Below are 13,161 nucleotides of genomic sequence, written 5' to 3'. Positions count from 1 at the left end.
CGCCCCGAAAACTGGTCTAAGACCCACCCGCGCGCGAGGGAGACCACCGCGCTCTCGGCCAAAGGGACGCGCAACAGGCGCGCCCTTTTTTTGTGCCCAAATTCCAGTCCGGCGAGAGTTGATGCCCAAACGTACAGACATCACCACCATCCTGATCATCGGCGCCGGTCCCATCGTGATCGGGCAGGCCTGCGAGTTCGACTATTCGGGCACGCAAGCGGTGAAGACGCTGAAGGAAGAGGGCTATCGTATCGTCCTCGTCAATTCCAACCCGGCCACCATCATGACCGACCCGGAATTGGCGGATGCCACCTATATCGAGCCGATCACCCCCGAGATCGTCGCCAAGATCATCGAGAAGGAACGCCACGTCATTCCCGGCGGCTTCGCGCTGCTGCCGACCATGGGCGGCCAGACCGCGCTGAACTGCGCGCTGTCGCTGCGCCGGCAGGGCACGCTGGAGAAGTTCGACGTCGAGATGATCGGCGCCACCGCGGATGCGATCGACAAGGCCGAAGACCGCCAGCTGTTCCGCAACGCCATGGAGAAGATCGGGCTGCAGACGCCGAAGTCGCGGCTCGCCAACGCGTCCGAGTTGAAGAAGTCCTTCCGCGACAAATACCACGCCGAACGCGAGAAGCTGTCGGGCGCGGCGGTCGAAGAGCTCGACCGGCAATGGACGCTCGGCGAAGGCGACCGCCGCAAGCGCTATCAGGAATATGCGCTCGGACAGGCGATGATGGCGCTGTCCGAGATCGGCCTGCCCGCGATCATCCGTCCCTCCTTCACCATGGGCGGCACCGGCGGCGGCATTGCCTACAACAAGGAAGAATTCCTCGACATCATCGAGCGCGGCCTCGACGCGTCTCCGACCAACGAAGTGCTGATCGAAGAATCCGTGCTCGGCTGGAAAGAGTACGAGATGGAGGTGGTGCGCGACAAGAAAGACAATTGCATCATCGTCTGCTCGATCGAGAACCTCGATCCGATGGGCGTGCACACCGGCGATTCCATCACGGTCGCGCCGGCGCTGACGCTGACCGACAAGGAATACCAGATCATGCGCGACGCCTCGCTGGCGGTACTGCGCGAGATCGGCGTCGAGACCGGCGGCTCCAACGTGCAGTTCGGCGTCAATCCCGAGGACGGCCGCATGGTCGTCATCGAGATGAACCCGCGCGTGTCGCGCTCTTCCGCGCTGGCCTCGAAGGCGACCGGCTTTCCGATCGCCAAGGTCGCCGCCAAGCTCGCGGTCGGCTACACGCTCGACGAGATTGCCAACGACATCACCGGCGGCGCGACGCCCGCCTCGTTCGAGCCGACCATCGACTACGTCGTCACCAAGGTGCCGCGCTTCGCGTTCGAGAAATTCCCCGGCGCCTCCACCACGCTGACCACGTCGATGAAGTCGGTCGGCGAAGTCATGGCGATCGGTCGCACCTTCCAGGAAAGCCTGCAAAAGGCCTTGCGCGGGCTCGAGACCGGATTGACCGGCCTCGACGAGATCGAGATCGAGGGTTTGGGTCGCGACGACGACAAGAACGCGATCCGCGCCGCGCTCGGCACGCCGACGCCAAACCGGCTGCTTCAGGTCGCCCAGGCGATGCGCCTCGGCTGGACCAACGAGGAGATCTTCAAGTCCTGCAAGATCGACCCGTGGTTCCTCGGCGAGATGCGCGGCATCGTCGACATGGAGGAGAAGGTCCGGAAGAATGGCCTGCCCGGCAACGCCTTCGGCATGCGGACGCTCAAGGCCATGGGTTTCTCCGACGCGCGCCTCGCGGTGCTCGCCCATATGACGGAAGCCGAGGTGACGGCGAAGCGCCACGCGCTCGACGTCCGCCCCGTCTACAAGCGCATCGACACTTGTGCCGCCGAATTCGCCTCGCCCACCGCCTACATGTATTCGACCTATGAGGCGCTGTTTGCTGGCGCGCCTGCGGACGAGAGCACGCCGTCCGACAAGAAGAAGGTCATCATCCTCGGCGGCGGGCCCAACCGCATCGGCCAGGGCATCGAGTTCGACTATTGCTGCTGCCACGCCTGCTTCGCGCTGCATGACGCCGGCTACGAATCCATCATGGTCAACTGCAACCCGGAGACGGTGTCGACCGACTACGACACCGCCGACCGGCTCTATTTCGAGCCGCTCACCGCCGAGGACGTGCTGGAGATCATCGCGAAGGAGCGCAGCAACGGCACGCTGCACGGCGTGATCGTGCAGTTCGGCGGCCAGACGCCGCTGAAGCTCGCGCGCGCGCTGGAAGCTGCCGAAGTGCCGATCCTCGGCACCTCGCCCGACGCCATCGATCTCGCCGAAGACCGCGACCGCTTCAAGCGCGTGCTCGACAAGCTCAGGCTGAAGCAGCCGAAGAACGGCATCGCCTATTCGGTCGAGCAGGCGCGGCTCGTCTCCGCCGATCTCGGTCTGCCGCTGGTGGTGCGCCCGTCCTATGTGCTCGGCGGCCGCGCGATGCAGATCATCCGCGAGGAGAACCAGCTCAACGACTATCTGCTCGGCACGCTGCCGGAGCTGGTGCCAGCCGACGTCAAGGCGCGCTATCCGAACGACAAGACCGGGCAGATCAACACCGTGCTCGGCAAGAACCCGCTGCTGTTCGACCGCTATCTGTCGGACGCCACGGAGGTCGATGTCGACTGTCTCTGCGACGGCAAGGACGTCTTCATCGTCGGCATCATGGAGCACATCGAGGAGGCCGGCATCCATTCCGGCGACAGCGCCTGCTCGCTTCCGCCGCACTCGCTCGACGCGGAGATGATCGACGAGCTGGAGCGGCAGACCCGCGAGCTCGCGCTCGGCCTCGACGTCGTCGGCCTGATGAACGTGCAATACGCCATCAAGGACGGCGAGATCTACGTGCTCGAGGTCAATCCGCGCGCCTCGCGCACGGTGCCCTTCGTCGCCAAGGTGATCGGCACGCCGGTCGCGAAGATCGCCGCGCGCATCATGGCCGGCGAGAAGCTCGCCGACTTCAAATTGAAGAAGAGCGAGTTCAAGCACGTCGGCGTCAAGGAATCGGTGTTTCCCTTCGCACGCTTCCCCGGCGTCGACACGGTGCTTGGTCCCGAGATGCGCTCGACCGGTGAGGTCATGGGCATCGACCGCAATTTCGAGGTCGCCTTTGCCAAGAGCCAGCTCGGCGGCGGCACGCGGGTGCCGCGCAAGGGCACGGTGTTCGTCTCGGTGCGCGAGAGCGACAAGACGCGCATCGCGGACGCTGTGCGCGAACTGCATTCGCTCGGCTTCAAGGTGCTGGCGACGTCGGGCACGGCGCGCTTCCTCACCGACGAGGGCATCCCGGCCGAGAAGGTGAACAAGGTGCTGGAAGGGCGGCCGCACATCGTCGATGCCATCACCAATGGCGATGTCCAGCTCGTCTTCAACACCACGGAAGGCCCGCAGGCGCTGGCGGACAGCCGTTCACTGCGGCGCGCGGCCCTCTTGCATAAAGTGCCGTATTACACCACTCTTTCCGGGGCCGTGGCGGCCGCGCAGGGCATCCGCGCCTATCTGGGCGGGGACCTTGAGGTTCGTACCCTGCAGAGCTACTTTTCGGAAACCTGATCGCGGGCGCGGAAAGCTCAGCCTTTCCGCTAAGTGATTGGCAATGAAGCCACAATGGCCGGAGGAACTGTCCGGCCATGTGGTTGTTCTGTTCCGGCGCCAGACCCACATAACCCTCCGTGGCCGCGTGCTCAGCCCCGGACATAGCGACGAATCAAGGTTGCCGCGCCCCTCCGTTTGCGGGGGCGCGAAGCCGAAGGACGAGAGAAGAGATGGAAAAGGTTCCGATGACCCAGGCCGGCTTTGTCGCGCTCGGGGAAGAATTGAAGCAGCGCCAGTCCGTGGACCGTCCGCGGATCATCGAGCATATCGCCGAGGCGCGCTCGCACGGAGACCTGTCGGAGAACGCGGAATATCATGCCGCGAAGGAAGAGCAGTCGCACAATGAGGGCCGCATCGCCGAGCTCGAGGACAAGCTCGCGCGCGCCGACATCATCGACATCTCGAAGCTCTCCGGCGACACCATCAAGTTCGGCGCCACCGTGACGCTGGTCGACGAGGACACCGAGAAGAAGACGGTGTGGCAGATCGTCGGCGAGGTCGAGGCCGACGCCAAGAAGGGCCGTATCTCCATCACCTCGCCGCTCGCCCGCGCGCTGATCGGCAAGAAGAAGGGCGCCTCCGTGGAGGTGAATACGCCCGGCGGCGCCAAGGCGTACGAGATTACCAAGGTGGAGTGGCGGTAGGGTTTTCCCGCTGCGCTAATGTTCAAAAGGCCGCGCGATGCGCGGCCTTTTTGTTTTAGCGGGCCGCTCTTTCACCGTCACCCTGAGGGTGCTCGCCTCTTCGGCGAGCCTCGAAAGGATGACGGGTCCAACAGGCTTGCGCCCTACCTTCTTCCCTTCACGTCCAGCGGCACGGCGGCCTCGTATTTCGAATTATGCAGCACCAGCGAGGTCCGCACGTTGCGCACGTGCGGGGCGGCGGTGAGGTGCGTGACGAAATCCTGGAAGGTCGCCATGTCGGGGGCGACGCATTTCAGGATGAAATCGACCTCGCCCGATAGCATCCAGCATTCCCGCACCAAGGGCTCGGCGCGGACGAACTCCTCGAAGGCGCGCAAATCCGCCTCGGCCTGGCTGGAGAGGTGCACGGCGGCGAACACGGTGACGTCGAAGCCGAGCTTGCGGGCGTCGAGGAGCCCACGGTAGCCGTGGATATAGCCTTCCTCCTCCAGCGTCCGGACGCGGCGCAGGCACGGCGGCGGCGAGATGCCGACCCGCTTGGCCAGCTCGACATTCGTGATTCGACCGTCGGCCTGGATTTCGGTCAGAATTTTCAGGTCGATCTCGTCTAGGTTCCGCGACACGTGATTGGAACTCCTGGCCTTTGCGGCGGTATTGGGTGGTTTGTCGCAATCCTCATACCCAGTCCGCGCGGCCAGCGCAATTTTATTGCGCGTGCAGCGCAATCGACTTTTGTTCCGTGTTGGAAAAATCCGCTGACAGGGAATGCAATTCTTGCATGGCTCACCAGAAGGCTTAGATTAGCTCTGATATTTCAGCGCCTCCGCGAGGCCTCCCGGCACGTTCCGCGCCCGCGCTGCAAATCCCCCGTGAAAGGCGTCCATCGAAATGTCCGCTCCTGTTCATGCAAAGGTCGTCATCATTGGCTCCGGCCCCGCCGGCTACACCGCGGCGATCTACGCCGCGCGGGCGATGCTCGAGCCGATCCTGATCCAGGGCATCCAGCCGGGCGGCCAGCTCACCATCACCACCGACGTCGAGAACTATCCCGGCTTCGCCGACGTGATCCAGGGCCCCTGGCTGATGGAACAGATGGAGAAGCAGGCGGTCCATGTCGGCACCAAGATCGTCTCCGACCTGGTGATCAAGCTCGACACCTCGCAGCGGCCGTTCCGCCTCACCTGCGACAGTGGCGACGTCTATCTCGCCGACAGCGTGATTCTCGCCACCGGCGCACAGGCGCGCTGGCTTGGACTGCCGTCCGAGGTGAAGTTCCAGGGTGGCGGCGTCTCGGCCTGCGCCACCTGCGACGGCTTCTTCTACCGCAACAAGGACGTCATGGTGGTCGGCGGCGGCAATACCGCGGTCGAGGAGGCCCTGTACCTCACCAACCACGCCTCGCAGGTCACCATCGTGCATCGCCGCGATCACTTCCGCGCCGAGCGCATCCTGCAGGAGCGCCTGTTCAAGCACCCCAAGATCAAGGTGATCTGGGACTCTGCCGTCGACGAGATCTGCGGCACCGAGAACCCGAACAAGGTCACCCATGTGCGCCTCAAGAACGTCAAGACCGGCGCGCTCAAGGACGTGAAGACCGACGGCATCTTCATCGCCATCGGCCATGCGCCGGCGACCGAGCTCGTGAAAGACCAGGTCAAGCTGAAACCGTCGGGCTATGTCGAGGTCGCCCCGAACTCGACCGCGACCTCGGTGCCCGGCTTGTTCGCCGCCGGCGACGTTGCCGACGAGACCTACCGTCAGGCGGTCACGGCCGCGGGCCTCGGCTGCATGGCAGCTCTCGAAGCCGAACGATTCCTGTCCCTGCGCGCCAGCGAGCGCGCTGCAGCGGAATAACGATCATGCCTCGAACACGCGACGGATTTACAGACATGGACTGGGACAAGCTGAAGGTGTTTCACGCGGCGGCGGAAGCAGGCAGCTTCACGCATGCGGGCGAGCAGCTCGGCCTGTCGCAATCGGCGGTGTCACGCCAGGTCTCGGCGCTGGAGCAGGAGCTCTCGGTCTCGCTGTTCCACCGCCACGCCCGCGGCCTGATCCTCACCGAGCAGGGCGACCTCCTGTTCCGCACCGCGCATGACGTGTTCATGCAGCTTCAGGCGGCGCGCGCCAAACTGACCGACAGCCGCGAGCGGCCGAGCGGCGACCTCAAGATCACCACCACGCCCGGCGTCGGCATCAACTGGCTGATCCCGCGGCTCGGCGAGTTCACCGCGCTCTATCCGGAGATCCGGATCTCGCTGATCGTCACCGACGAGGAGCTTGACCTGTCGATGCGCGAGGCGGACGTTGCGATCCGCACCCGCAAACCGACGCAGCCTGATCTCATCCAGCGCAAGCTGTTCGCGATGGGCTTCCACGCCTATTGCTCGCCGGAATACATCAAGCGCTTCGGCACGCCGCGCACGCTGGAGGAGCTCGACTCCCACCGCATCATCACGCTCTCCGACGGCAACTTCGCGCCGCATCTTCAGAACCGCAACTGGCTGGTCGAAGCTGCGCGCAACGGCTCGGGTCCGCGCGAGGCTTATTTCAAGGTCAACAACATCCTCGGCCTCGTCCGCGCCTGTCAGCAGGGCCTCGGCATCGCCGCGCTGCCCGACTATCTCGTCGAAGAGCAGAGCCGCCTCGTGCAACTGTTCGGCGAGTCCGATTCGATCCAGCTCGACACCTACTTCGTCTATCCCGAGGAGTTGAAGACGGTCGCGCGCGTGCAGGTGTTCCGCGACTTCGTGGTCAGCAAGGCGCAGCGCTGGCCGTCCTGATTTCCGCATGTCTGACATGCGGCCTCGGCTGTTGCTGCATGGCGCTGGAGAAGCCCATACTGTTTGTACGCTGAGCCTTCGCGTTGCGCATTTGTCCCCCTCCTCCAGTGGCGCGGGAGTTCAGTAATCCCTCTTGGAAGGTGATTGTGTCGGCCTCACGTGGCCAATACCTAAGCCGGGCTCTTTGGGCCCGGCTTTTTTTCTTGTCATTCGGCTTTCGCCCTCCGCGTGTATTGACAGTTCCAGGCATACCCCGCATCATTTGCCCATGATCACGAAGTCGTGCGCCCTCGTTTCGAAAAAAGGCCCCCATCCGGGGACCTCGGAATGGTGCGCGCGCTAGGCTGACTTCGTCATCGCGAGCCAATCCCGAAAACCCCGCCACCTGGACGGGGTTTTTTCATGTGCCCTCCGTCTCAGGTTTTTTCCCGAGAAGGAGATGGAACATGACCGGACTACGCGATCAACTGCACGGCCTGTGGCTGCCGCTGGTGACGCCGTTTCAAGGCGGCAAGCTCGACGAGACCTCGCTGCGGCGGCTGACCCGGCATTACTGCGGACAGGCTATCGACGGCTTCATCCTGGGGGCGACCTCGGGTGAAGGCATGACCCTGCGCGAAGCCGAGCTCGAGCGCCTCGTTGCCGTGGTGCGCGAGGAGATGGCGGCGGGCCGCCGCAGCATCCCGATCTGCCTCGGCCTGTCGGGCGCAGACACGGCGCGGCTGAAGGATCGCCTCGACGAGACCGCGGACTGGCCGATCGACGGCTATTTGATCGCAAGCCCCTATTACGTGCGGCCATCGCAGCGCGGGCTCTCGGCGCATTTCGAGGCGCTCGCCGATCACGCCGCCTGGCCGCTCGCGCTCTACAACATTCCCTATCGCTGCGCGGTCAACATCACCAACCAGACCATGCTGCGGCTTGCCGAGCATCCCAACATCGTCGGGCTGAAGGATTGCGGCGCGAGCCGCGAGCAATCGATCGCGCTGCTGCGCGACCGCCCGAAAGGTTTTCGGGTGCTGACCGGCGAGGACGCAAACTATCTCGAGGCGCTCACCGACGGTGCCGACGGCGGCATCGTGTTGTCGGCCCATGTCGAGACCGCGGCGTTCGCGGCGATCTATAGCGAGCACAAGCGCGGCAACCACGATGCCGCGCAGGCGGGCTGGAATGAGATCGCGGAGCTGACGCGGTTGTTATTCGCAGAGCCGAGCCCGGCGCCGGCGAAGTATTGGCTGTGGCGCAGCGGCCTGATCGACAGCCCCGAGGTGCGCCTGCCGATGGTGGAGGTGAGCAGCGAGCTCGCGGCGACAATCGATCGCGAGATCGCGCGACGGATGAAAGTCGCGGCGTAGTCACTCTCTCCCCAAGCACGCTGCACCTTCTCCCTTGCGGGAGAAGGTGGCGCGAAGCGCCGGATGAGGGGTCTCTGTCCACGCGCAAGACTGCCCGTGAGGAGAGACCCCTCACCCGTCTCGCCGCTACGCGGCGAGCCACCCTCTCCCGCAAGGGGAGAGGATAAGAGGCGCCGTGGTTAACCGCGCGCGAATTCCGTTCGCTACTGCCCCATGGCGCATCCACGTCTCGTTTACGCAAGGGCGCCTATCGTTTCCCTCAAAGTCTACCGAAGGGGGAATATCCAATGGGGAATCGCAACCGGCCTACGGCCGCAAGCCAGTTCGCGCCCGCCGATCTTTTGCAGGGAATTCTCGTGGTGTCGTCGTTCGGATTCTGGGCGGTGGTGCTCGGCCTGATGCCGGTGCTGCTGTTTCGGATCTGGCTCACCTGACGGCGGCGCGCCGCGCGGATGGTTAATCCGTGGTGGCAAATGCGCTGGAAAAGCGCAGGAGCCTGCGGGACGGAATCTTAAAGCATCCCGCCTATCGTCCACGCCCATAAGCGAAGAAATCGCGGGGGCGTTTGTGAATAGTCATAACGAGGCGGCGTCGCATTACGACGCCACACAGCAGAACTTTACCACCGGGGACATTCTCTGGGCCGTCGGCATCTGGTCGGTGATCCTGACCCTGTCGCCGGTCATCGTGTTCTACATGCTGATGGTGGCGTGACTTTCATTTCGAGATTCCGGGCCTGGCACTTGCGCGCCATCCCGGAATGACGGGCGAAGGCAGAAACGCAAAACGCGCGGGCATCCGCGCGTTCGTCGTCCGGGGAGTGATGTGTGAAATTATGCTGCCTGCTTGTGCATTGCGCCGGACGCCGACGCCGTGCCGCGAATAGCCTTCACTGAACGCTCGATCGCCGCCCACAGCCTTGCGATTTCCTGGGCCGCGCGGCTCTCGGCCTGATACTCGCGCGCGCCTTCGCCGTGGCTCAGCGCCATCAGCAAATCCGAACGGTTGGTGATCTGGCCGCCCCACACCGGAGCGCGGAATTTCGCCAGCGCCTCGCGGGCGATGGTGACGATCGGGCTTTCGGCTTCGTCGCGCTTGGCCGGCGCACCGTTGAGCACGACCGCATAGGGCTTGCGCGCCGCACGGCACATCTGGATGGTTTCCTGCACCGCGTTGACGTCGAACACGCCGGGACGGGCGGGAATGACGACCATGGTGGCATTCTTGATCGCGTCGTCGACGACGGCCGACAGGTTCGGCGGCGTGTCGATCAACACCCATTCATAGCCGTCGCGCTTGGCAGCGGAGACGATGCCGCTGACGGAGTTCACCGCCGCCTTGATCGGCGGCTCGTTGGTGCCACGCAGCTTGTGCCACAGCGTGAGCGAGCCCTGCGGATCCGCATCGACGAGCAGAATGGGCTTGGTCGCCTTGATCTGCGCGGCGAGATGTGCAGCCAGGGTGCTCTTCCCCGAGCCGCCTTTACGCGATGCAAAAACAATAACGTTCATACCTTCGGCCTCCCAGATTGACCCCAGGCCACGAAAATGAATCACCCCGCTGATTCGGGAAAGAAAAATTTATCGGGAGTTGCGTCGCCGCCACGAAATAACAAGACGTGTTGGCTTTTGAGTCACACTGCCGGGAGCGACGAGACGCGAACTGCAATGAAACGCCTGTAATGCAAGCGCCTGTGCGCTTTTTGAGCAGCGCGGCGGGCCAACCGGAATGCAACCTGCCCGCGCAAACCTTCGACCGACTCTTTTCCATCGCGCGCGTCCGTAAGGACCGCAAATCCGCGCGGCGCTCGCGCGAACAAAAGGAGTCCGGAAGCTGTCGCGAGGCTGAGGGCGGGAGTCGTTCCGCCCCGGGAACGGCAAGCCTGCGTGACATCGGTCACAAGCGGAGCACGGAATGCAAATGCCCGGGGGAGCGCCCGGGCATCACAAGGTTTCAAGCGAGGAACGCAGCTAGCCGCGTTCAGCCCTCGTCGGTTTTCTTCTTCTTGCTTGCCTTCGCCGCCGGCTTCTTCTTCGAGGTCGTCGAGGCGCTTCTCGGCGCGACGTTGGTCGGCCTGCCGGCGCGCGGCGCGGCCGCCTCGCCCCGCTCCGGGCCGCGGCGGAAGAACACCGCGCATTGCGGCGAGAGCTGCGACTTCCTCTGGATCATGCAGGCGGTGATGGCGTCGACGTTCGGAACGAACTCGCCGCACAGCCGCATCGCATCCGGCGTGCAGGCCTGCTGCTGCTCGGGCGTGTAGGCAAAGCCAGAGCCTGGCTGGACCAGGACGGCCAGCGCAAGCGCGAGGCCTGCGGCAGCCATGGATTGTCTGAAGCGAAACACCGGCATCGTTCCCCCCAAATGTCGAACAGGAGGGAATAGTGGGTGAACGGCGGTTGGTTGGCAACCGAGGGGGGAAGCGAAAACGGGCCGCTGTGCGCTCTCGGCAACAGCGGCGGGGCCGTGGCGCAGGTGCCGTGGTTGACGGAGCCCGCCATCTCCTCCGCTGTCGTCGTCCGGCTTGACCGGGCGACCCAGTACTCCGAGACGCCTGATGTTCCCCGATAAGCCGCGGCGTACTGGATCCCCCGCCTTCGCGGGGGATGACGGCGGTGGGGTCGGTCGGGCAAAAATTCGAGAACAACCCCATGCACAGTAGCCATGGCACTGGGCTGCCTCGCGAATTTCGCAACCTTTGCGGATTTTACGAAATCCGTTTGACACGTCGGGCAAAACAGGGGCATGATGGCACCATCGAGGGCGCGTGGGGTGGTGAGGCCATATCCCCGTGAGGTTGAGGGGCGCATGGCCACCGTATTGATCGTCGCGCCGGTGTTCGCCCTGATCGCGGCGGGCTATGCCTCGGTGCTGTTCCGCTTCGTCTCGGAGACCGCGCACAAGGGCATCAGCGAATTCGCCTTCAGCATCGCGATCCCTGCGCTGCTGTTCCGCACCATCGTCGTGTCGGAATTCCCCGACGTCAGCCCGTGGCGCATGTGGGGTGCCTATTACGGCGCGCTCGCGCTCACCTGGATCGCGGCGCTGATCCTCTCGGCCCTGCTGCGCGCGCGGCGCGAGGACCGCGAGGACGGCGTCGTGTTCGCGATCGGCTCGGTCTACGGCAACATCGTGATGCTCGGCATTCCGCTCGTGCTCTCGGCGCTGGGCAACGAGGGAGCGGGGCCGATGGCGCTGATCCTGTCGGTGAACACGCCGCTGCTCTGGCTCTGCGGCATCCTGCAGATGGAGCTCGTCAGCCGCAAGCGCACGGGCTCGCCGCTGTCGGTGATCCGCCCCGTGCTCGCCGATCTCTCCCGCAACCCCTTGATGCTGGCGATCGGCTTCGGCGTGGTGTGGCGCTTCACCGGCCTCGGGCTCAATCCCGTCGTCGACAGGACGGTCGAGCTGCTCGCGCAGGCGGGATCGCCAGCCGCCCTGATCGCGCTCGGCATCAACCTGTTCCGCTTCGAGGTGAAGGGCGAGAAGCTCAGCATTTTGGTGATGTGCGCGCTCAAGCTGGTGGCGATGCCCGCGGCAGCGTTCGTGCTGGCAAAACTGCTCGGCCTGCCGCCGAATGCTGCCGGCGTGATCGTACTGTTCGCGGCGATGCCGACCGGCGCCAACGCCTACATTTTTGCCGCGCAGTATCAGCGGCTGGTGAACCCGGTGTCAGGCGCGGTGGCGCTGGGGACGTTGCTGGCGGCGGTGACGTTGCCGGTGGTGGTCGTGATGGTGGCGGGGGTGAGGTAGGGGCGGCACTTCCAGATTTTGTAGAGGCCGTTCGCCCTCCCGTCATCGCATGACCTTCAGGTCATGAGCCCAAACGATTGCCGGGACCGCTATTCAGCACGCTAAAGCATGATCCGGAAAAGTGCGAAGCGGTTTTCCGAAAAGATCATGCTCAAACAACAACCTAAAGCGCGATGACGATTCATCCCAATCTCATCGCGCTTTAGCCCGCGCGCCAGGCCATCTCCCAAAAATCTGCCTCGAGCCGGGTGGCTTCCTTGAAGATCGCGATCAGCTCGGCCTCGCGGGCCGGCGTGGCATAGAGATCGGCGAGATGCTCCATGTGCGCCCGCGCTCTGGCAGCGACCTCCTGGTACGGCGCGCCGGCGTATTCGGCGATCCAGATGCGATAGGGGTTCGTCGCAGCGTCCGCTTGGGGTCGCGAGGCGAGCCGCGTTGCGATCTCCGCGTACCCGATCACGCAGGGGGCAAGCGCCACCTTGAGTGCCAACAGATCGCCGCGCATTCCAGCGTCGAGCACGTAGCGTGTATAGGCCAGCATCTCGGCGGCCGGCGGGGCCTGTTCAAGATCGGACGGGGATAGACCCCAACCGGCACAGAGCTTCACGTGCAGGTTCATCTCGACATCGAGGATGGCCGAAAGGCCGGCCGCGGCTTCACGCATGTCGGCAAGTCTGGGCGACTTGTAGACCGCGAGCGCGTACGCGCGCGCAAACTCGATGAGGAACAGGTAATCCTGAACCAGGTAGTGACGAAACGCCGCTTCGGGGAGCGAGCCGTCTGCCAATCCGTCCGTGAAGGGATGCTCGGTGTAGGCCCGCCACTCAACGGATGCTTCTGTCTTGAGACGCTCGAAGAAACTCACGATCGTTCTCGCCCAGCTTGCTTTTCCATCAACGTCCTTGGCTCGCTACCGATATCGCATTGCGACCTAAGGAGCTACGGTGACAGCGCACAAAATTGGCCTTGAGCAGCGTTGCGGACAGGGCCCTCCCCGCGTC

Annotated in this window: 12 protein-coding genes; 8 read left to right on the top strand and 4 right to left on the bottom strand. The window is 64.3% G+C overall.

The window, feature by feature from the left end; genetic code table 11:
• Window positions 1-121: 121 nt before the first annotated feature.
• Both carB and greA read left to right on the top strand, forming a co-directional pair.
• A complete protein-coding gene (gene carB / locus QA642_RS07270; protein ID WP_283084050.1) occupies window positions 122-3,586 on the top strand; it encodes a carbamoyl-phosphate synthase large subunit in 3,465 nt (1,154 codons plus the stop codon).
• 212 nt (window positions 3,587-3,798) lie between these two features.
• Entirely contained in the window at window positions 3,799-4,272 is a 474-nt protein-coding gene (gene greA / locus QA642_RS07265; RefSeq protein ID WP_027563740.1) for a transcription elongation factor GreA, read from the top strand.
• Window positions 4,273-4,415: 143 nt separating this feature from the next.
• On the opposite strand, the gene QA642_RS07260 is transcribed toward greA, so the two are convergent.
• Window positions 4,416-4,895 (bottom strand): Lrp/AsnC family transcriptional regulator, encoded by a 480-nt coding sequence (locus QA642_RS07260; RefSeq protein ID WP_200498109.1) that lies wholly within the window; start codon window positions 4,893-4,895, stop codon window positions 4,416-4,418.
• Between the two features lie 265 nt (window positions 4,896-5,160).
• Between QA642_RS07260 and trxB the strand changes: the two genes are divergently transcribed.
• The 5 genes from trxB to QA642_RS07235 all read left to right on the top strand — a co-directional run bounded on the left by trxB (window position 5,161) and on the right by QA642_RS07235 (window position 9,124).
• The gene (gene trxB / locus QA642_RS07255; RefSeq protein WP_283084049.1) at window positions 5,161-6,126 is read left to right on the top strand and encodes a thioredoxin-disulfide reductase; all 966 of its coding nucleotides are present in this window, start codon (window positions 5,161-5,163) and stop codon (window positions 6,124-6,126) included.
• 5 nt (window positions 6,127-6,131) lie between these two features.
• Window positions 6,132-7,055, top strand: coding sequence for a LysR family transcriptional regulator (locus tag QA642_RS07250; RefSeq protein ID WP_027563737.1), 924 nt, complete (start codon window positions 6,132-6,134; stop codon window positions 7,053-7,055).
• 446 nt (window positions 7,056-7,501) lie between these two features.
• Window positions 7,502-8,410, top strand: coding sequence for a 4-hydroxy-tetrahydrodipicolinate synthase (locus tag QA642_RS07245; RefSeq protein ID WP_283084048.1), 909 nt, complete (start codon window positions 7,502-7,504; stop codon window positions 8,408-8,410).
• 287 nt (window positions 8,411-8,697) lie between these two features.
• The gene (locus QA642_RS07240; protein WP_283084047.1) at window positions 8,698-8,844 is read left to right on the top strand and encodes a hypothetical protein; all 147 of its coding nucleotides are present in this window, start codon (window positions 8,698-8,700) and stop codon (window positions 8,842-8,844) included.
• 133 nt (window positions 8,845-8,977) lie between these two features.
• Window positions 8,978-9,124: a hypothetical protein gene (locus QA642_RS07235; RefSeq protein WP_283084046.1), complete on the top strand. Its 147-nt coding sequence runs from the start codon at window positions 8,978-8,980 to the stop codon at window positions 9,122-9,124.
• A gap of 119 nt (window positions 9,125-9,243) precedes the next feature.
• Here the strand turns inward: QA642_RS07235 and QA642_RS07230 are convergent, their stop codons facing one another.
• The gene (locus QA642_RS07230) at window positions 9,244-9,921 is read right to left on the bottom strand and encodes a ParA family protein (protein WP_235547902.1); all 678 of its coding nucleotides are present in this window, start codon (window positions 9,919-9,921) and stop codon (window positions 9,244-9,246) included.
• 469 nt (window positions 9,922-10,390) lie between these two features.
• Complete coding sequence (locus QA642_RS07225) at window positions 10,391-10,759, bottom strand: hypothetical protein (protein ID WP_283084045.1); 369 nt, start codon at window positions 10,757-10,759, stop codon at window positions 10,391-10,393.
• A gap of 456 nt (window positions 10,760-11,215) precedes the next feature.
• Between QA642_RS07225 and QA642_RS07220 the strand changes: the two genes are divergently transcribed.
• Window positions 11,216-12,160 carry an AEC family transporter gene (locus QA642_RS07220; RefSeq protein ID WP_283084044.1) on the top strand — a complete coding sequence of 315 codons (945 nt, stop codon included), beginning with the start codon at window positions 11,216-11,218 and terminating at the stop codon, window positions 12,158-12,160.
• 202 nt (window positions 12,161-12,362) lie between these two features.
• Here QA642_RS07220 and tenA read toward each other — a convergent pair whose 3' ends face one another.
• A complete protein-coding gene (gene tenA, locus QA642_RS07215) occupies window positions 12,363-13,025 on the bottom strand; it encodes a thiaminase II (protein WP_283084043.1) in 663 nt (220 codons plus the stop codon).
• Window positions 13,026-13,161 lie beyond the last annotated feature (136 nt).

This window comes from Bradyrhizobium sp. CB2312, from assembly GCF_029714425.1.
Taxonomy (GTDB): Bacteria; Pseudomonadota; Alphaproteobacteria; order Rhizobiales; family Xanthobacteraceae; genus Bradyrhizobium.
This window is presented reverse-complemented; position numbering and strand designations above follow the sequence as displayed.

What these genes read in the sequence shown, in the direction of transcription:
- QA642_RS07250 (WP_027563737.1), top strand. Translation starts at nt 6,132, where the DNA reads ATGCCTCGAACACGCGACGGATTTACAGACATGGACTGGGACAAGCTG.
- QA642_RS07220 (WP_283084044.1), top strand. Translation starts at nt 11,216, where the DNA reads ATGGCCACCGTATTGATCGTCGCGCCGGTGTTCGCCCTGATCGCGGCG.
- QA642_RS07240 (WP_283084047.1), top strand. Translation starts at nt 8,698, where the DNA reads ATGGGGAATCGCAACCGGCCTACGGCCGCAAGCCAGTTCGCGCCCGCC.
- QA642_RS07230 (WP_235547902.1), bottom strand. Translation starts at nt 9,921, where the DNA reads ATGAACGTTATTGTTTTTGCATCGCGTAAAGGCGGCTCGGGGAAGAGC.
- greA (WP_027563740.1), top strand. Translation starts at nt 3,799, where the DNA reads ATGGAAAAGGTTCCGATGACCCAGGCCGGCTTTGTCGCGCTCGGGGAA.
- QA642_RS07225 (WP_283084045.1), bottom strand. Translation starts at nt 10,759, where the DNA reads ATGCCGGTGTTTCGCTTCAGACAATCCATGGCTGCCGCAGGCCTCGCG.
- carB (WP_283084050.1), top strand. Translation starts at nt 122, where the DNA reads ATGCCCAAACGTACAGACATCACCACCATCCTGATCATCGGCGCCGGT.
- trxB (WP_283084049.1), top strand. Translation starts at nt 5,161, where the DNA reads ATGTCCGCTCCTGTTCATGCAAAGGTCGTCATCATTGGCTCCGGCCCC.
- QA642_RS07245 (WP_283084048.1), top strand. Translation starts at nt 7,502, where the DNA reads ATGACCGGACTACGCGATCAACTGCACGGCCTGTGGCTGCCGCTGGTG.